Origin of the sequence: Gymnodinialimonas sp. 202GB13-11 (assembly GCF_040932485.1) — a bacterium.
Classification (GTDB): Bacteria; Pseudomonadota; Alphaproteobacteria; order Rhodobacterales; family Rhodobacteraceae; genus Gymnodinialimonas; species Gymnodinialimonas hymeniacidonis.
Genome location: NZ_JBFRBH010000001.1, coordinates 2,768,393 through 2,786,366, shown reverse-complemented (window position 1 = coordinate 2,786,366; position 17,974 = coordinate 2,768,393). Strand labels below are relative to the sequence as shown.

Sequence of the window (17,974 nt, the reverse complement as noted above, 5' to 3'; positions counted from 1 at the left end):
CTTGTCCGACGGGTAAGGCGCCCCTGCTTTTCAGGTGGAAGGGGGTTGTCTGCCCCCTGCTGACGCTCCCCCCGCGCATTTTTTGGGAACAAAGATGAGCGCGGCGATTGGCACGGCGCGGGGCGGACATCTGGCGATGCTGCTGTTCTCGGCGCTGGTTGCGGGCTCGTTCAGCTTGGGCGGACAAGTTGCAGCAGAGATTGCGCCGACAGCGTTGAACGCGGTGCGGTTCGCGATTGCGGCTGTGATTATGGGCGCTGTGGTCTGGGCGCGGGGCGGGGCTGTGCGGCCAGCGCTGGTGGCGCCATGGCGCTATCTGATCCTGGGTGGTTTGTTCGCGATCTACTTCGTCTTGATGTTCGAGGGGTTGAAGACCGCGCCGCCGGTTTCAGCTGCGGCTGTGTTCACGTTGACGCCTTTGATGTCGGCCTTGTTTGGCTGGCTGTTGCTGCGGCAAGTGATGAGTGGGCGGATTGCGGCGGCTTTGGCGATTGGGGCTGTGGGAGCCGCTTGGGTGATCTTTCGCGCGGATCTGTCGGCATTGCTGGCGTTCGAGGTGGGGCGGGGGGAGGCGATTTACTTCGTCGGTTGTATTGCCCACGCGATCTACACGCCGATGGTGCGCAAGCTGAACCGGGGGGAGCCGGTATTGGTGTTCTCGTTCCTGACGCTGGTGGCCTGTGCGGCTTGCATTGCCGTGTGGGGTGTGGGGGATATTGCGGCGACGGATTGGGCAGGTTTGCGGCCGATGGTTTGGGTGGCGATTGGCTATGTGGCGATTTTTGCGAGCGCTGCGACGGTGTTTCTGATCCAGTTTGCGTCGATGCGGCTGCCGTCCTCGAAGGTGATGGCCTACACCTACCTCACGCCGACATGGGTGATCTTGTGGGAGATCGCGCTGGGTCAGCCGGTGCCGGGGGGACTGGTACTGGTGGGGATCGGGCTGACGGTGCTGGCGCTGGCCATGCTGTTGAAGGAATGAGGGGGAAGGTGTGCAAGGTTGCACACAAGGGTTAAGCTACTGTGTTTCATAAGTAATCGGTATTTCCTTTACCTTTTTGTTAACCCGTGTCCGCCCGAATTGAGGCGGATCAAGGTGGGGCTCAAGTGGCGTGGATAGGATGGGCGGGAAAGGAGCTTTCCGATGCCTGCTGCCACAACAAAAGCCGCCCTCTTGGAGGTTCACGACAAGGAATGGCGCAAGCTATCCGCCTTGTTGGAGGACGTGCCGGATGATCTGGCGGAGGCCAAGGATGCGGACGACACCAGTATCAAGGATATCCTGACTCACCGGGCGCATTGGATTGGCCTTTATTTCCAGTGGCTGGAAGAGGGGGAAGACGCCCAGATGCCAGACCATGGGGTGAAGTGGAATGCGCTAAAGCCCTATAATGCGGGGCTTCGGGAGCGATACGCGGGTGTGCCATTCCCAAAGGCGCGCGAGACGCTGACGCGCGAGGCGGCGCGGCTGCGCGACTGGATCGCGGCGCAGGACGAGGACACGCTTTACGCTGGGCCCATGCCGGGTGGGACGGGCTGGACGCGGGGACGGTATGCGGAAGCCGCGGGACCAAGCCATTTCAGATCTGCGGCGAAATATGTGCGGGCGCGGCTGAAAGCAGAATAAGTCTTTTGGAACCCTTTCAGCCGGTGCCGCGTTGCCCCGGCACAGAATGAAAGGAAAATACCATGCGTTCGATCTTTACCATCATCGGCCTCGTCGTTGTCGTCATTGCCGTCATCAACCTCGTCTAACGGAGGATAGATCATGCGCAGTATTTTTTACATCATCGGCGTTATCGTCGTCGTTATCGTGATCCTGCGATTGGCAGGACTGGTCTAAAGCTCGCAACGGGCCGGCTGCATTACAGTAGCCGGCCCGTTGCGCTTATTCTGTAGCGTCGGAACCGTCGTCGCCTCCTTCGCCTTCCAAGTCTTCTGTCGTCCATTGCATGACCGTCTCGAAAAGATCGTCGGGCACGCGGGAGAGGTCATAGACGATTGCGCCCAATGGCTCGGGCAGAGCCACAGTTTGGGTCATGCGGTCGCCGGAGCAGGTATAGGTAATGACCGGGTTGAAGCTGTTTTCGGGCACGGCGAAGAGCCGTGTTGTGCTGGATCCATCAGAGGTTGTGACCGTCATTTCCCCCCTTAGATCACCCTGCGCGCCGGGCAGGAAGCACATGTCGAGCGTGCCGCCGAGAGCAGAGATGTAGCCCACTGTGGTGACGGTCTGACCCGCCATCTCGAATGTGGTGACATTGCCGTCATCGTCGCGGGTGGCGGTGACGCCGTTCGCGCCGATGGGGAATGTCTCGAAGAAGCCATCGTCGTAGATGACCATGCCGACAGGGCGGCCCAGATCGTTGAAATTGGCGCGCACTGTATCGGGCATCGACCGCATGGCCTGTTCCAACGCCACAGGGATGGTGCTGCCACCGATCCACGCGCCGACAAGGCAGGTCTCGATAGGACCGGTCGGTTCCGTGCAGGTGGCCTGAGAGAAGGCGGGAGAGGCAGCGAGGGCGAGAAGGGCGGCGAGGGTGAGGCGCATGGGATGAGATCCTTTTGGACGAAAGGTTAGCATCGTTGCGGGATTCGGTCTTTGCCGGTTTTCCTGTGGTCTCCCACGGGTGCGCGGCGGGACAAATGCCGCCCTACGGGTCGTCTCGAAACTCTTTTTCCAGAAACGCCTCGAACGCGTCGAGGTTCACCGGCTCGAACTGGCCGAAGCCCTGCATCCAGACGGAGGCGGCTTTCATCGCGTCGGGCTCCAGCTTGCACCATTTCACGCGGCCACGTTTTTCCTGGGTGATGAGCCCCGCATTGGTCAGCACGTTGAGGTGCTTGGAGATCGCGGCGAGGCTCATCTCGAACGGCTCGGCCACGTCTGTGACGGCCATGTCATCCTCCAACAGCATCGAGAGGATGGCGCGGCGGGTCGGGTCCGCGAGGGCGGCAAAGACGGTATCGAGCGTGGCGACCATGGGGCGATTAGGCGGGTTCGGGCGCAATCGTCAACCAGATGGTTGAATATGGGTTTGCAGCGGAACGGGTGCGGCGTGACTGTCGCACCGGAAAATTGTTATTATTTGTCAGTTAGATAGATGCTCAACCGATACGTTGACTCTGACCCGGGCGCTGCATAGGTTCCGCGCAACTTCCCCAAGTGGGTGTTTCAGGCATGGCCGAGAGTGACGAAGACCGCATGCGCGCGCTGGAAGCGCGGATCGCGGCGGCGAAGTCCAAGGCTGAGCCGGAGCGCAAGCACATGGAGGAGCACTACTCCCAAGCGCAACTTGCGTGGCGGATGGTGATCGAGCTGGTGGCCGGCATGGCGATTGGCTTTGGAATTGGATACGGGCTCGATTGGGCATTCGGCACCACGCCGTGGCTGATGATCGTGTTCATACTTCTGGGCTTTATCGCCGGGGTCAAAACCATGATCCGCTCGGCGAAAGAGGTTCAACAGGCCGCAGAGAAGCGGGCAGGGACGGAGACGCAGGATGGCGACTGAAAGCACGAATTCGCAGACCAAGAGCGGTGGCGGCAAGGTTGTTGGCTTTGTTCTGTTCGGTCTGGCGATCATCGCGTTCATCGCGGCGCTGATGGACGATTATGAGGGCGGGCTGTCGATCCACCCGATGGATCAGTTCATCGTCTCGCCGCTGTTCGGTGATGGTGCGGTCAGCATGTTCTCGATCACCAATGCGACATTGTGGTTCGGCTTGGCCGTGCTGGCGGTTGTGTTGCTGATGGTGGTTGGCACGCGCGGTCGCGCGGTGATCCCGTCGCGGAGCCAGTCGATCGCAGAATTGGCCTATGGCTTCGTGCGCAACATGGTGGAAGACGTCGCAGGCAAGGATGCGCTGCCGTATTTCCCCTACATCTTCACGCTGTTCCTTTACATTCTGTGCGCCAACTTCCTTGGCCTGATCCCCGGCAGCTTCACAACGACTTCGCATATTGCCGTGACGGCGATCCTGGCGGGTGCGGTGTTCCTGACCGTGACGATCCTGGGCTTCGTGAAGAACGGCGCTGGCTTCCTGAGCCTGTTCTGGGTGTCGTCCGCGCCGCTGGTGCTGCGCCCGATCCTCGCGATCATCGAGTTGATCTCATACTTCGTGCGCCCCGTCAGCCACTCCATTCGTCTGGCGGGCAACGTCATGGCGGGCCACGCGGTTCTGAAAGTGTTCGCCGGCTTCGCGGGCGCATTGGGCCTAGCCGGTATCGCGCCGATCCTTGGGGTTGTGGCGATCTACGGCCTTGAAGTGCTCGTCTCGGCCATCCAAGCCTACGTGTTTACCATTCTGACGTGCGTCTATCTGAAGGACGCGCTTCACCCGCATCACTAATTCTTCTCGGGGCGAGGCGCCTCGGGAGAACGCAACTTCCAACGTAAGGAGAACTGTTATGGAAGGCGATATCGCAAGCATGGGTCAATTCATCGGTGCAGGCCTCGCAGCCATCGGCTCGGGCGCAGCTGCCATCGGTGTGGGCCACGTGGCCGGCAACTTCCTCGCCGGCGCCCTGCGCAACCCCTCCGCGGCTGCTGGTCAGACCGCAACCCTCTTCATCGGCATCGCGTTCGCCGAGGCACTGGGCATCTTTGCCTTCCTCGTCGCGCTGCTGCTGATGTTCGCTGTCTAAAACTTAGCGAAGACGATCCTTACGTCGGGCGCGCCATCCTTGTGGTGGCGCGCCACGTAAACGACCCGGTTGGAGGATATCATGGCAGACGATGCCGAAAATACAGGCCATGGCGGTGCTGAAGCCGGCCTAGAGGTTGCTATCGGAACCGATCACGGTGCCGGTGATGCCCCCGGTATGCCGCAACTGGACTTTGCCACGTTCGACAACCAGGTGTTCTGGTTGGTTGTGACGCTGGTCGCGATTTACCTGATCCTGTCGAAGATCGCCTTGCCGCGCATCTCGGCGGTGATTGCGGAACGGCAGGGGACGTTGACCAACGACTTGGCCGCCGCCGAGGACCTCAAGCGTCAAGCCGCTGAGGCCGAGGAAAGCTACAACACGGCTCTGGCCAATGCCCGCGCAGAAGCGCAGCGCATCAGCCAGGAAACCCGTGACGAAATTCAGGCGAACTTGCAGGTCGAGATTGACAAGGCCGATGCCGAGATTGCCGCGAAGACGGCAGAGTCGACTGCACGGATTGCCGAGATCCAGGCGGGTGCCGTTGCCACCGCCGAAGAGGTCGCGCGCGACGTGGCTGCCGAAATCGTTCAGGCCCTGGCGCCGGGACAGGATGTGGATGCTGACGCGGTTTCTGCCGCAGTGTCGGCGCGGGTGCAGGGGTGAGAGACATGCGGTATCTGACGATTGCACTGATCGCTCTGGCCACGCCAGCAATGGCGGCTGGCGATTATGAGCCCGGCTATGGCCTTGTGTCGCTGTTCAACACCGACTGGGTTGTGGCCATTGGCTTCCTGACCTTCCTTGGCATCATCTTCTATTTCGGTGTGCCGGCGATGTTGGGTGGAATGCTCGACAAGCGCGCGGAAGGCATCAAGGCGGAATTGGATGAGGCCCGCGCCCTGCGCGAAGAGGCGCAGACGCTTCTGGCCTCCTACGAGCGCAAGGCGCGCGAAGTGGAAGAGCAGAGCCAGCGGATTGTGGCCGAAGCCCGCGCCAATGCGGAAGACGCAGCGGAACAGGCCAAGGGTGAGATCGAACGGTCCATCGCGCGTCGCTTGGCGGCGGCGGAAGACCAAATTGCCAGCGCCGAGCAGAAGGCCAACCGCGCGGTGCGCGATCAGGCGGCGTCTGTCGCTGTGGCGGCTGCGGCCGAGGTGATTGCAAAGGGCACGAAGGCGGCCGATCAGAACAAGATGATCGACGACGCGATTGCTGAGGTGGAACGTCAGCTGCACTAAGCGCTGCTTCCGAGCAAAAGATCAAAAGGCCTCGTCACATTGCGACGGGGCCTTTTCTTTTGACAAGCAGAGGTCAGTTTCCGAACCGCGCCAATTCGTCGAAGTCGATCATCTCGAGGTGTGCGATGACATCGTCCAGATTGCTGCCGCCTTCGGCCTGGATCAGGATACGGTTGCCGATGAGTCCAGACAGATCGCCGTTGTCGTTGAGGAAATTCTCGCGGTTGATCCGTTCAATCGTTCCCATCGTGGCCATTAGCCCGGAATTGCCGAGGATGCCTGCCATGGACATGACCATCGGGTTGTCTGCCATCATGGTGATGGTGAACTGACCGGACGGCCCGGAATAGGTGGCCGCCGCCGCCGTTCCGCCACCGATAAAGCCAAGCGATGCGCCTGCGTTTTCGTCAATCTCGCGTGTCCAGCCGCTAAGCGGTTCGGGCAGATACGCGGAGAAGCCCTGCGCCTGCAAAGCATTCAGTAGCTGTGTGGCGTAGGTGATTTCTTCCAATGCCTCACCCACATCGCCGGCCTCGTATGATGTGATGGCGGCATGCAGTGCATCGGTAATGTCGTCGGCGGTGGCGGGCAGTGGGGTAAGGAGGAGGGCAGTCAGGAAGGCGGCGCGCATGGAAAATCTCCGGATAATGAAAATGTGGGATGAAGGGTAGCCGTCGGAATGGCTTTGCGGCAAGGGCGGCGGGATGGCGCGCCGCCCACCCGCCCGCCCCGTCGCACCATCCCGCCTTGCACTATCCTGGCGAATTGGGTGGCTGCTATTTCAGAATTTACTTTTGCTGAGAAGCGCTTGAGGGGCAGGTCTGCCCCGTCAAGGCGCGGGTGCGAGGGTGGGGGCGAGTCGCCTTGGCCTCAAGGATAAACCGCTGGCGCGGCGGCTGCGCCGTCCTTGACCCCCAGACGACTCACCCGTGTTTGGTGCGGTAGGTCGGGAAGAGGTCGTGTGGGGCTGGGGTGGCGGCATGGACGCCGCGCGCGATGGCGCGGGAGAGGCAGAGGGCGGCGAGGTGGCCGAGCATAAGGGGATCGGGTTCTGTTTGCGTCGTTCCGGTGGCGGCGGCAAAGACCAGATCGCCGTCCATCGGTGTGTGGCTGGGATAGATCGCGCGGGCCATGCCGTCATGAGCTGCGGTGGCCATGCGGGTGGCCTGAGCCTGGGTGAGCGCCGCGTCGGTGGCCACGATGGCAATGGTGGTGTTCTGCGCGTCGCCGCCTTTGACGGGCGGCGGCGTTGAGGGGTCGAATGCGGGGGCCGGGCCGTGGCCGCCGAATTCGCCGTCCATCTCAAACGGGGCAGCCCAGAAGTGCTTGCTGTCGCCCATGGTAACGCGGCCAAGTGCATTGACGGCCACAAGCGCGCCTACGGTGATGCCATTGAGCGTAGCAGAGGCTGAGCCGAGCCCGCCTTTGAGATCGGCGATCAGCGTGCCGGTGCCCGCGCCGTGGGAGCCCAGTTGGAAGCTGTCGGAGGCGTTGGCGAGCGCCTCGCGGCCCAGACGTTTGTAAGGGTTGTCAGGCCAGTCCTTGTCGCCCCCGTTGATCAGGTCGAACAGGATCGCGCCGGGGACAATCGGTACGGTTTGGTCGCCCACGGCGAAGCCGCGCCCCTGCGCGCGCAGGGCATCGGCCACGCCGGAGGCGGCATCGAGGCCAAAGGCGGAGCCACCGGAGAGGACCAGCGCGTCGGCCTCCTGCACCAGTTTGTCGGGGGCGAGCAGGTCGGTTTCGCGCGTGCCCGGCGCGCCGCCCATGACGTGCACGGCGGCGGTGAAGGGGCGGTCACCGACCAGCACGGTGGTGCCGGTCTTGATGGCATCGTCCTGCGCGTTGCCGACGCGGAGGCCAGCGACATCGGTGATGAGGTTGCGGGGGCCGGGTTGGATCATGGTGTTGCGCTCAGGTGTGGGACGGTGCCGCGAAATGTGCCAAGCGGTGTCAGGTGGGCGGTTTCCGTGACCGGGCAAGCCAGGCCTGCATGGGCGGCGGGCAGGATAAGGATGAGCGTGCCGTCTGTGGGCAGTGTCGGGACGGGGGAGAAATAAGCCGACAGGCGCGCTGTGTGGTTCGACTGGATGACTTCGACATGGGTGAGGTCGAGGTCCGGGGCGGTGTCGAGAAGGTGGGCGAAGGCTAGCGGTTGGCTGGCGAAGTCACCGGCAAAGATGGTGATGTCGGCGGGGAGGTTGCGGCGGGTGTAGCTGGTCACAGGGAGGATTCCGCGCCGAATTGGCTTTGCATCGCGGCCGCATGGCTTGTCTCATACCCCAGGTGGCGCAACTTCGGAGTGCTGTGGATGCGGTATTCCGATCCGCTGAACGCGGCGGTGGGGATGAGAATAAGCGCCTCCCCCGGTTTGAGTTTCCGCAAGATGCGACGGCGTATCTTTGGGCCGAAATATTCTGACAGGCGCGGGATGACTTGGTCGTACATCACGGCGTCGACCTGGAATGTGTCGATCGACGCTTCGGGCAGATCAAGGTTAATTTGTTCAGGTCCATGTTCCGTCACAGGCGTGAAGCAATAGGCGAACATCTCTGCCTCGGATGGGAAAGACCCTGCAAACAGGTTGATCCGGTTGGGATCGGTCGCGCGGTCGCCGGTGCTGCCCAACTGCCGTTCGCGCAACTGAGAGCCCATGACGGCACTTAACGAGCCGAGGCTGGCGTGAAAAATGCGCCAGAACTCCCTCATATGCAGCGGCCTCCATCCACTTCCAGCGCCACGCCGGTGATCATGGAAGCCGCGTCCGAACAGAGGAAGGCTGCGGCTTCGCCCATGTCCTGCGGTTGGCTGAAGCGGCCGATGGGGATGGTGGCGAGGAATTTTTCGCGCATCTCGGGTGTGTCTTCGCCCATGAATGCGGCGAGCAGGGGCGTTTCACCGGCGACGGGGCAGATGGCGTTCACGCGGATGCCGGCGGGGGCAAGTTCGACGGCCATGGTTTTAGTGGCAGTGATCATCCAACCCTTGGAGGCATTGTACCAGTTGAGCTGCGGGCGCGGAGAAAGACCGGCGGTGGAGGCCACGTTGAGGATCGCGCCGGTAGCGGCAGTTTTCATGTGCGGCACGATCTCGCGGGCGGTCAGGTAGACAGATTTGGCATTCACGGCGAGGACGCGGTCGAATTCTTCCTCCGATACGTCCTCCAGATTGCCCTTTTGATGGGTGATGCCCGCATTGTTCACGACGATGTCGATCTTGCCCCATTGGTCGAGCGCAGCCTGAGCCATTGCCTTTACAGAGTTTCCATCCGAGACATCCGTGCGGATCGCAACGCCGCCGATTTCGTCGGCGATGGCTATGGCGGCCTCTTCGTTGAGGTCGGCGACCATGACAGAGGCACCTTCGCGGGAAAAGACGCGCGCGATGCCCGCGCCAAAGCCAGAGGCGGCACCGGTGACGACAGCGGTTTTGCCTTCAAGTCGCAGCATGGGGGGCCTCCTGATGGGCATTGTGGTGGTCGATCTTACGCGCGCGGCGCATGGGGAAGAACGCTGCGATCAGGCCGAGGGCGCCCCCGAGATAGCTCGCGTCATGCATGAAGCCCGCGCGCAGGAAGTCCGAACGGGTGGGGCCATCCCGAAAGGTGAGATATGGGTCTAGCAGGCCTGTATTGTCGGCGACGAGCCCACCGACCAGCCCGGTGAGCGCACCAAATGTCGTCAGCAACACAACAAGGAAGATCGCGCCGAGACCGGCAGCAAGATATGTGCGCGCCTTGGGCACGGCGAAAAGGCCATACAGGAAGGCAGGAAGGCCGATGATCGGGCCCATCCACCAGCTGGCCTGCACGCCGACGATGGAGGCGCCGAGGCGGTTGGGCGTGCCTTCTGTGATCTGGAATTGGTCGAATTTGAACTCGGTGAAATAGGTGGGTCCTACGGAGTAACTAAGCTGATTGTGGGCGGCGCCGAAAAGCGCCGCAGCCAAAGCCGCCAGCGCCAACAACAGAAAGAAGATCGGAAATTTTCCCATGATGCGGCTCTTACCTCCCCGTCAAACGCTACCTGTTCGGCCCCGGAGCGTCCATGGCAACCCGCTCATTCATCCTGCCCGAAAAACCTCGGGGGAGTCCGCCAGGACGGGGGCAGCGCCCCCCTGCCGCGCGCGCAGCGCGCGGACCCCGGCGACGCCGAAGGCGGCGCAATCCCTAGCCGTGATGGGCGGCGACGGTCTTCAGGGCGGTAAAGGCATAGAGGGCCTCGAACCCCTTTTCGCGGCCATGGCCGGAATGGCCGACGCCGCCGAAGGGAAGTTCCACGCCACCGGCGGCCCCGTAATTGTTCAGAAACACCTGGCCTGCATGAAGCCGTTTTGCGAGCCGCATCTGGCGGCCACCATCTGCACTCCACACTGAGGCGACGAGGCCGTATTTGGTGCCGTTGGCGATGCGGATCGCGTCTTCTTCATCTTCAAAGGGGATGAGGGTCTGGACGGGGCCGAAAATCTCATCCTGCGCCAGCGAGTGGTCCGGGGCGAGGTGGCCAAGGAGGGTGGGGGCGATGTAGTTGCCGCCTTCGGGTAGCCCGTCGGGCAGAGCCGCTTGGGCAAGGATTTGGTCCGGTGTGGCTTGCGCGAGGAAGCCATCGACAATCCCTTTCTGGCGGGCGGAAACCAGCGGGCCGACATCGGCGTCGTCCATGGCTGGGGCGACTTTGAGCGCGCTGATGGCCTCTGCCAGCCGAGCGGCCAGTTCATCGTGGATGGACCGCTGCACGAGGATGCGGGAGCCTGCGGAGCAGGTCTGGCCCGCGTTCTGGATGCCTGCGTTCACGAGGAAGGGTAACGCTTTGTCGAGGTCAGCATCTTCGAAGACGACTTGCGGGGATTTGCCGCCCAGTTCCAGCGTGACGGGCACGATATTCTCTGCCGCTGCGATCTGGACCTTTTTGCCAGTAGCGACGGAGCCGGTGAAGGACAGGTGGCGCACGCGCGGTTCCGCCGTGAGCGCGGCCCCGGCTTCGACCCCAAGGCCCGGGACCACGTTCAAAGCGCCCGCGGGCAGGCCCGCCTGCTGCGCGAGGTCGGCGAAGGCGAGTGCGGTCAGGCAGGCCTCTTCGGCCGGTTTCAGGACGCAGGCATTGCCGGTTGCCAGTGCGGCGCCGATGGAACGGCCAATAATTTGCATCGGGTAGTTCCATGGGATGATATGACCCGTCACCCCATGGGGTTCGCGCAGGGTGTAAACGGTGAAGCCCGCGTTGAATGGGATCGTTTCGCCGGTCAGTTTGTCCGCCGCGCCGCCGTAGAATTCGCAGTAGCGGGCGAGGGCGATGACATCGTTTTTTGCTTGCTTGAGAGGTTTGCCGACGTCGCTCGCCTCTAGCGTCGCAAGAGCATCCGAATTTTGTAGGACCAGGTCGCCGAGCTTGAACAGGATGCGGCCGCGTTCTGCGGCAGTCATTGCGCCCCAATCACCTGCGAGTGCAGCCTCCGCCGCATCGATGGCATCAGTGATGTCGGTCTCGGTGCCACGGGCGATGCGCGCGATCTCGGCACCCGTCGAGGGGTCCACCACGGGGAGTGTGTCACCGCCGGCAGGGGCACGCCATTGGCCGCTGATGAAGACTTGGGACGGGTCGAACCAGAGCGGCAGGTCGGTCATGCGGGGATCTCCAGCGTTGGGGCCGAGGCGAGGAGGTTTTGGGTATAAGGATGGGTAGCCGCGGTGAAAACCTGTTCGGTGGCGCCCTGTTCGACGATCTCGCCCGCCTGCATCACCAGCACGCGGTCGGTGATGGCGCGGACAACGGTCAGATCGTGGGAGATGAAGAGGTAGGAGAGGTCGAAGCGGTTTTGCAGGTCGGCCAGTAGGTCGAGGATTTGGGCGCGGACCGAGACGTCGAGCGCGGAGACGGCCTCGTCCAGCACCAGCAGTTTGGGCCGGGTGATGAGCGCGCGGGCGATGGCGATGCGCTGGCGTTGCCCGCCGGAAAACTCGTGGGGGTATTTCAATGCGTCGTCGGGCGAGAGGCGGACGGCGTCGAGCGCCTCGGCAATGTCGGACGAGTCCGGTTTGCGGGCCAGCAGGTGGAAGGGTTCCGCGATAATGCGGTCCACGCGCCAGCGGGGATTGAAGCTGCCATAGGGGTCCTGGAAGACGACTTGCATATCGGCGCGTTGCGCGCGGGGCATATGGGGCGAGATCGCGTTGCCATTGAGGGTGATCGTGCCGGATGTCGTTGGGTCGAGGCCCAGGATCGTGCGGGTCAGGGTGGATTTGCCACAGCCGGACTCGCCCACAAGGCCGAGGCTTTCACCGCGTTGGATGGCGAAGCTGACGCCATGGACGGCCTTAACGGGTGGGCCGCGCCGGAAGCCGTCGCGCGCGCCGGGATAGTGGCGGTGGACATTCTCGACGCGGAGGATCGCGTCGGAGGTCGCGTCTGCGTCGCGGTCGGGGTGATGGGAGGAGGCGGCGAAGAGCTTGCGGGTATAGGGGTGGGATTGATCTCGCAGGACTTGTGCGGTGTCACCCTGTTCGACGATCACGCCGCGTTCCATCACGGCGATGCGGTCGGCCATTTCCGAGACCACGGCGAGGTCATGGGTGATGAGCAGGAGGGACATGTTTTCCTCGGCCACGAGGTCGCGCAGGAGGTCGAGGATTTGCGCTTGCGTGGTGACGTCGAGGGCGGTTGTGGGTTCATCCGCAATCAGGAGGCGCGGGTGGAGTGCGATGGCGGCGGCGATGCAGACTCGCTGGCGCTGGCCGCCGGAAAGCTCGTGAGGGTAGCGGTCGAGGCCGATATGGGAAAGGCCGACGCGGTCCAGCCGGTTGCGGGCGATGTTGCGGGCTTCTGCGCCGTCTGCCTCGTCGTGGATGGTGAGGACCTCGGCCACTTGGTCCCCGATGGTCTGGACGGGGTTCAGGGCTGTCATCGGCTCCTGAAAGATCATCGAGATGTCATTGCCGCGCAGAGCGCAGAGGTCGGGTTCGCTGAGCGACAGGAGGTCGGTGTCGTCGAGATTGGCGGTGCCGGTTGCGTCCATCACGCGGGGCAGGAGGCCCATGAGCGACAGCGCGGTCATGGATTTGCCCGAGCCGCTTTCGCCGACAAGGCCGAAGATCTCGCCTTCGCTGATCTTCAACGACACGTCGCGCAGGATGTCGAGCGCGCCGATCTGGATGGAGAGGTTGCGGATGTCGATCATTCCCGCGCCCTCCGCAGTCGGGGATCGAGCGCGTCGCGCAGCCCGTCGCCCAGAAGGTTGAGGCCAAGGACGAGGATCACGATGGCAAGGCCCGGCAGAACGGCGAGCCAGGCATTGGAATAGATCATCGTCTGGCTCTCGCTGAGCATCCGCCCGAGCGAGGAGGTGGGCGGCTGTGCGCCGAGGCCCACATAGGAGAGGCCCGCCTCAGCCAGGATGCCGAGGGAGAACTGGATCGTGGCCTGCACGATCAGCAGGTTGGCGATGTTGGGCAGGACATGTTCTGCCGAGATCCGGGCGCGGGATTTGCCGGCGGTGCGGGCGGCGAGGATGTAATCGAGCGTCCAGATCGGCAGCGCGCCGCCGCGGGCCACGCGGGCAAAGACGGGGATGTTGAAGATGCCGATGGCGAGGATCGCGTTGGTGGCGGACGGACCCCAGATTGCGGTGATGAGAATGGCGATCACCAGCGAGGGGAACGCAAAGATCAGGTCGTTGCCGCGCATGATGATTTCATCAAGCAGGCTGCCACGGTTGGCGGCGGCGGCGAGGCCGAGGGGTACGCCGATGGCCACGCCGATGCCCACGGCCACGATGGCCACGGCGATGGAGGTGCGCGCGCCTTCCATGAGCATGGAGACCATGTCGCGCCCGAATTGGTCGGTGCCGAGGAGGTGGGTGGCGGACCAATCCTGAAGGCGGTTGGAGATTTGCAGGTTGGTGATGTCGAAAGGCGTCCAGACCAGCGAGATCAGGGCGATGACCGCGTAGATCAGCGTGATGATGGCGCCGATGACGAGGGCTGCGGGCAGGCGGGTCATTTGCGGCGCAGCCTTGGGTCGGCGATGGCGTAGGCGATGTCGACGAGGAAGGTGACGACGATCACTGCAAAGACCAGCAGCATGGTGACGGACTCGACGACCACAAGGTCACGCTGGGTGATGCCTTGGAACACCAGCCGTCCGAGGCCCGGAAGGAAGAAGACGTTTTCGATGATGATGGCGCCGGCCAGCAGGAAGCTGAATTGCAGCCCAATGATGGTGAGCACTGGTATGAGCGCATTGCGGAGTGCGTGGCGGCGGATGGTTTGGCCGCGCGAAAGGCCGCGTGCGCGGGCGGTGCGGATATAGTCTTGATCCAGCGTCTCGATCAGGGCCGAGCGCATCACACGGGCGAGGATGGAGGCTTGCGGAAGGGCCAGTGCGATGGCGGGCAGGACAAGGGATTTAAGCGCCGGGCCGGGATTGTCCCAACCCGGGAAGCCGCCGGCGGAGAACCACGGCAGCGTCACCGCGAAGAGCAGCACAAGGAGCATGGCGAACCAGAAATTCGGAATGGCGATGCCCAGTTGTGTGAATCCCATGATGGAGAAATCGCCCGCATTGCCCCTGTTTGTCGCAGCGATGATGCCAACCGGGATCGCGATGAGGGTGGAGAGGATCAGCGCGAATACGGCCAGTGGCAGGGAAACCCAGATGCGATCCGCGATCAGCTCGGCCACCGGCACGCGGTAGGTGTAGGACGTGCCGAAATCGCCTTGGAGCATCCCGCCGATCCACGCGAAGTACCTCTCGACCAGCGATCCGCCGAGGCCCAGTTCCGCCCGCAGGTTGGCAATGGCCTCATCCGTGGCGTTCAGCCCAAGCATGAAAGCGGCGGGGTCGCCGGGAATGACCTCGATCACCGCAAAGATCACTATGCTGGCCACGATCAGGCTGAGTGAAAGCGACAGGGCGCGAATGAGCAGATAACGCAGCATGGGCGACACGTTAGGCGGCTCGGCAGCGATGGACCAGAGGAGCCTTGCTGCGCCGTGGCTTGGGGCAGCGCTAACGTGGCGTAGGGGCCGCAGAGAGAGACGCGCGAGCGCATGTGCGCTTTAAACAGAGCCGACCAAATGCATGGCGTCGTTCGCGTCGAATGAACGATGTCGCGGAGGGGTTGGAGCCTTGGGTTCCCGAAACCATGGTTAGCCGGACGTTGACGGACGCGCAGCACAATGGATCATCGTGAACACCACCGGCACCGGATCAGCTTTTGTCTTGAGTGTATGACCGGAGCAATCGCTATTCGGCCCATCTGGTGGGATGAGTTGGCAAAAGCCTTGGGCTAGTCCGGATCAATCTGCGCGCCGTCGACCTCGATCCCATCGGCGACCTCGGTGTCGATCACAGACACAAACCCAGCCCCGTCCCCGTCCTGCACGGCTTCGATCCCAAGCTCGCCCCCATCGTTGCCAACAGTGGAGGAACGCAGAATGACAAGCTGCAGATCGCCGTCATCTTCCTCCTCAAAGACGATTCCAACGCCGGTATTGCCGATGGCTTCGGACCCGGTGACAACGCCCACGACATCGCCGGGCCCGGCCTCAGAAATCTTGATGCCGTCGTCCACATTGTCGGCGGCCAGCGTGTAGAGGAAGGTGGCTTCCACATCGCCTGCACCGGCCTCGTCAAAGTCAAAGCCTTCATCGTAGTTGCCGGTCATTTCCGAGGTAATGAAGCTGGCCGTGATGCGGCCTGGGCCGGCTTCGTCGATGTCGAATCCGTCATCCACGTCGATGCTGAATTCAAATGCCTCGACGCTGCCATCGTCGTAAAGATCCACTTCCCGTTCAAAGCAGCCATCATCTGGAGTGCCGGTGATCGGGGCGGGAATCGTGTCGGCCTGTGTGGTGCCTTCGCTGAATTCGGCCTCTGGGATGTCGGGCAGGAAGGGCGTCAGCAAGGCAGGGTCGCAATAGGCGCCATTGTCCGAGAATGTGCCACGGACCACTGAAACAACCACTTGCCCGTCCTGCCCTTCGTCGAGTTCCACCCCGTCTGCGCCGACGCTGTCGACCTCCAGATCAATGGCTTCAAAAAGGATGTCACCCGGGCCGCGTTCGTCGACGCGAATGCCATCCGCATCGAAGCGCCCGTTTCCGCTGTCGCGCACAGTCACATGGGTCAGGTACAATGCGATGGACGCGTCCGAGCCTTCGCCGGTTCCGCCTTCACCGCCGCCGCAGTCTTCGGCCAGCGTGCAGTCAGAGACGTGGATGCCATGCCCGGCCGTGCCGGAGACCTCGACGCCGTGCAGAAACACCTGAACGAGGCTGGCCGCATCCTCGGGCACGTCGATCAACAGGCCGGGTGCCCCCGCCTCGCCTTGGGCCTCGATGGAATATCCACCGGTTCCGGCGAGGTGCAGGCGATGGAGGGTCAGGTTTGTTGTGCGTGTCGTGGTGAGAACGGCGAAGTCGCCCGTGGCCTGAAGGGTGTGGCCGTGGCCGATGATCTCAAGCGCATCGACACCGTCATAGATCAGGGGCGCGGCCAGCGTGATGTCATCCTCGGTGGTGATGTGGATGAAATCGACGCCATCCGCAGTCGCCGCCGCGTCAGCAAGGGCTTGTCGCAGACTGCCTTCACCGCTGTCGCCGGGGTTGGTCACGATAAAGGTTTCAGCGATGGCGGCGGGTGCACAGGACAGGGCCAAGGCTGTTGCGCCCAGAAAACGGGTGAAATTCATTGCGTGTCGTCCCCCAATCGTTCGGTTCACGCGTGATTTAGACGCGTGACGTGACAGCACCATGACATGATCCGGGGCGCGAGGTCAGTTGTTGTTTGCATGATCGTAGAGGGCGCGGGACTTGGCGATGGGGTCGCGATGGTCGAGCGCCCATTCCGCGAGGGGGGCAAGCGTATCGACAAGCGATTGGCCGAGGTCGGTCAGCTCGTAATCGACGCGGGCGGGAACAGTTGGCGTGACCTCACGGTTCACGAAGCCGTCGCGTTCCAGTTTGCGCAAGGTGACGGTCAGCATCCGCTGCGAGATGTCGGCAATAGCGCGGCGGAGTTCCGAAAATCGCATCGGTCCGGGTTTCAGAGCGGTGAGCACAAGGATCGTCCATTTGTCGCCGATCCCGTCCAGCACATGGCGCACCGGGCAAATCTGCGGGTCATACTCGATCAGATGCCCATAGGCATCGCGCGTTGTGGGGCGGGTTACCAAAAAGTGCCTCCTTCACGGATGAAATCGGTTCCGTATGTAGTGTTGGTATTGATTCGTAACCATACCCGCAAGGAGAACCGGATGTTCCTGCTTGATCGACGCACCTTCGTACAACTGACCGCTGCCACGGCCGGGGCCGCCAGCCTTTGGCCCGCCAGCGCCAATGCCGCCCCCACGGGCGCAGAGGTCTTCACTGGTGATGCCATGGGCGGCAATGTGGATTCGGTGGTTTTGATGGGCGACAGCACAGCCCTGCTGGTCGACACCCAGTTCACCGAAGACAATGCAACGCGTCTTGCCGATGTGATCGAGGCCACCGGCCGCACGTTGGAAACGGTCTTCATCACCCACGCCCATCCCGACCATTATTCGGGCCTGCCGATCATCCGCGCCCGGTTCCCCGGTCTGCGCGCGGTGGCGCATCCTGACGTTCTGGCCCTTTTACCGGTGGATGACATTGGCGGGGTTGAGGCGTTGGACGGCCCCTTGATGCTTGAGGGTGAGGAGATTGAGGTCCTGGGCCCGATGCATGGCGATACGGACGTCATCACGCCGCTATATGTGCCCGCGCTGGACACGCTGATTGCGGCGGATATGGCATATGTCGATTGTCATGTCTGGGTGGCGGAGAATACGACGGCGGAGCGCATCAACCTGTGGCGCGCGAACCTCGATACGCTGGAAGCGATGGGGGCCGCGACCGTGATCCCCGGCCACCGGCTGGACAGCTCGGCCAATGATGCGGGCGTCTTCGCCTATACCCGCGCCTATCTTGCTGTCTGGGAACAAGCCCTCGCCGAAACCTCCAGCGCAGAGGAATTGACCGCGCGCATGATGGAGGGACGTGAGGATCTGGGCCTGGCCTTTGCCGTGCAGATGGCGGTGGGCGCGGTTTATCCGGAGTGATGCTCTGG

22 protein-coding genes are annotated in these 17,974 nt (G+C 62.8%); 8 read left to right on the top strand and 14 right to left on the bottom strand.

What is annotated here, in order from left to right; genetic code table 11:
• The first annotated feature begins 94 nt into the window (after positions 1 to 94).
• Together V8J81_RS14100 and V8J81_RS14095 are read left to right on the top strand one after the other, a co-directional pair.
• Entirely contained in the window at positions 95 to 982 is an 888-nt protein-coding gene (locus tag V8J81_RS14100; RefSeq protein WP_368476386.1) for a DMT family transporter, read from the top strand.
• A 162-nt stretch (positions 983 to 1,144) separates the two neighbouring features.
• Entirely contained in the window at positions 1,145 to 1,627 is a 483-nt protein-coding gene (locus tag V8J81_RS14095) for a ClbS/DfsB family four-helix bundle protein (RefSeq protein ID WP_368476385.1), read from the top strand.
• A gap of 261 nt (positions 1,628 to 1,888) precedes the next feature.
• Here V8J81_RS14095 and V8J81_RS14090 read toward each other — a convergent pair whose 3' ends face one another.
• Both V8J81_RS14090 and V8J81_RS14085 read right to left on the bottom strand, forming a co-directional pair.
• Positions 1,889 to 2,554: a hypothetical protein gene (locus V8J81_RS14090; RefSeq protein ID WP_368476384.1), complete on the bottom strand. Its 666-nt coding sequence runs from the start codon at positions 2,552 to 2,554 to the stop codon at positions 1,889 to 1,891.
• 103 nt (positions 2,555 to 2,657) lie between these two features.
• Positions 2,658 to 2,987 carry an ArsR/SmtB family transcription factor gene (locus V8J81_RS14085; RefSeq protein ID WP_368476383.1) on the bottom strand — a complete coding sequence of 110 codons (330 nt, stop codon included), beginning with the start codon at positions 2,985 to 2,987 and terminating at the stop codon, positions 2,658 to 2,660.
• A 197-nt stretch (positions 2,988 to 3,184) separates the two neighbouring features.
• Between V8J81_RS14085 and V8J81_RS14080 the strand changes: the two genes are divergently transcribed.
• The 5 genes from V8J81_RS14080 to V8J81_RS14060 all read left to right on the top strand — a co-directional run bounded on the left by V8J81_RS14080 (position 3,185) and on the right by V8J81_RS14060 (position 5,891).
• A complete protein-coding gene (locus V8J81_RS14080) occupies positions 3,185 to 3,517 on the top strand; it encodes an AtpZ/AtpI family protein (RefSeq protein ID WP_368476382.1) in 333 nt (110 codons plus the stop codon).
• A gap of 91 nt (positions 3,518 to 3,608) precedes the next feature.
• Positions 3,609 to 4,355, top strand: coding sequence for a F0F1 ATP synthase subunit A (locus V8J81_RS14075; RefSeq protein ID WP_368477651.1), 747 nt, complete (start codon positions 3,609 to 3,611; stop codon positions 4,353 to 4,355).
• Positions 4,356 to 4,413: 58 nt separating this feature from the next.
• Entirely contained in the window at positions 4,414 to 4,650 is a 237-nt protein-coding gene (locus V8J81_RS14070; RefSeq protein ID WP_368476381.1) for a F0F1 ATP synthase subunit C, read from the top strand.
• Positions 4,651 to 4,731: 81 nt separating this feature from the next.
• The gene (locus V8J81_RS14065) at positions 4,732 to 5,316 is read left to right on the top strand and encodes a F0F1 ATP synthase subunit B' (RefSeq protein WP_368476380.1); all 585 of its coding nucleotides are present in this window, start codon (positions 4,732 to 4,734) and stop codon (positions 5,314 to 5,316) included.
• A gap of 5 nt (positions 5,317 to 5,321) precedes the next feature.
• The gene (locus V8J81_RS14060) at positions 5,322 to 5,891 is read left to right on the top strand and encodes a F0F1 ATP synthase subunit B (protein WP_439649897.1); all 570 of its coding nucleotides are present in this window, start codon (positions 5,322 to 5,324) and stop codon (positions 5,889 to 5,891) included.
• Positions 5,892 to 5,964: 73 nt separating this feature from the next.
• Here the strand turns inward: V8J81_RS14060 and V8J81_RS14055 are convergent, their stop codons facing one another.
• The 12 genes from V8J81_RS14055 to V8J81_RS14000 all read right to left on the bottom strand — a co-directional run bounded on the left by V8J81_RS14055 (position 5,965) and on the right by V8J81_RS14000 (position 17,060).
• On the bottom strand, positions 5,965 to 6,522 hold the full coding sequence (locus tag V8J81_RS14055) for a hypothetical protein (RefSeq protein ID WP_368476378.1): 558 nt from the start codon (positions 6,520 to 6,522) through the stop codon (positions 5,965 to 5,967).
• A gap of 292 nt (positions 6,523 to 6,814) precedes the next feature.
• Complete coding sequence (locus V8J81_RS14050) at positions 6,815 to 7,795, bottom strand: P1 family peptidase (RefSeq protein ID WP_368476377.1); 981 nt, start codon at positions 7,793 to 7,795, stop codon at positions 6,815 to 6,817.
• Positions 7,792 to 8,115, bottom strand: a complete 324-nt coding sequence (locus V8J81_RS14045) for a hypothetical protein (RefSeq protein ID WP_368476376.1) — start codon at positions 8,113 to 8,115, stop codon at positions 7,792 to 7,794. Before V8J81_RS14045 ends, V8J81_RS14050 begins: the two co-directional genes overlap by 4 nt.
• Positions 8,112 to 8,600, bottom strand: coding sequence for a hypothetical protein (locus V8J81_RS14040; protein ID WP_368476375.1), 489 nt, complete (start codon positions 8,598 to 8,600; stop codon positions 8,112 to 8,114). Before V8J81_RS14040 ends, V8J81_RS14045 begins: the two co-directional genes overlap by 4 nt.
• A complete protein-coding gene (locus V8J81_RS14035) occupies positions 8,597 to 9,337 on the bottom strand; it encodes a glucose 1-dehydrogenase (RefSeq protein WP_368477650.1) in 741 nt (246 codons plus the stop codon). Before V8J81_RS14035 ends, V8J81_RS14040 begins: the two co-directional genes overlap by 4 nt.
• Positions 9,327 to 9,884 carry a hypothetical protein gene (locus V8J81_RS14030; RefSeq protein ID WP_368476374.1) on the bottom strand — a complete coding sequence of 186 codons (558 nt, stop codon included), beginning with the start codon at positions 9,882 to 9,884 and terminating at the stop codon, positions 9,327 to 9,329. Before V8J81_RS14030 ends, V8J81_RS14035 begins: the two co-directional genes overlap by 11 nt.
• Positions 9,885 to 10,059: 175 nt before the next feature.
• Positions 10,060 to 11,514: an aldehyde dehydrogenase family protein gene (locus V8J81_RS14025; RefSeq protein ID WP_368476373.1), complete on the bottom strand. Its 1,455-nt coding sequence runs from the start codon at positions 11,512 to 11,514 to the stop codon at positions 10,060 to 10,062.
• The gene (locus tag V8J81_RS14020; protein ID WP_368476372.1) at positions 11,511 to 13,064 is read right to left on the bottom strand and encodes an ABC transporter ATP-binding protein; all 1,554 of its coding nucleotides are present in this window, start codon (positions 13,062 to 13,064) and stop codon (positions 11,511 to 11,513) included. The genes V8J81_RS14025 and V8J81_RS14020 overlap by 4 nt, the downstream gene beginning before the upstream one ends.
• A complete protein-coding gene (locus tag V8J81_RS14015; protein WP_439649896.1) occupies positions 13,061 to 13,885 on the bottom strand; it encodes an ABC transporter permease in 825 nt (274 codons plus the stop codon). The genes V8J81_RS14020 and V8J81_RS14015 overlap by 4 nt, the downstream gene beginning before the upstream one ends.
• Positions 13,882 to 14,823 (bottom strand): ABC transporter permease, encoded by a 942-nt coding sequence (locus tag V8J81_RS14010; RefSeq protein ID WP_368476371.1) that lies wholly within the window; start codon positions 14,821 to 14,823, stop codon positions 13,882 to 13,884. The genes V8J81_RS14015 and V8J81_RS14010 overlap by 4 nt, the downstream gene beginning before the upstream one ends.
• 350 nt (positions 14,824 to 15,173) lie before the next feature.
• Positions 15,174 to 16,577 carry a hypothetical protein gene (locus V8J81_RS14005; RefSeq protein ID WP_368476370.1) on the bottom strand — a complete coding sequence of 468 codons (1,404 nt, stop codon included), beginning with the start codon at positions 16,575 to 16,577 and terminating at the stop codon, positions 15,174 to 15,176.
• Positions 16,578 to 16,661: 84 nt separating this feature from the next.
• Positions 16,662 to 17,060 (bottom strand): winged helix-turn-helix transcriptional regulator, encoded by a 399-nt coding sequence (locus tag V8J81_RS14000; RefSeq protein ID WP_368476369.1) that lies wholly within the window; start codon positions 17,058 to 17,060, stop codon positions 16,662 to 16,664.
• A gap of 81 nt (positions 17,061 to 17,141) precedes the next feature.
• On the opposite strand from V8J81_RS14000, the gene V8J81_RS13995 reads away from it, so the two are divergent.
• Entirely contained in the window at positions 17,142 to 17,966 is an 825-nt protein-coding gene (locus V8J81_RS13995; protein WP_368476368.1) for an MBL fold metallo-hydrolase, read from the top strand.
• Positions 17,967 to 17,974 lie beyond the last annotated feature (8 nt).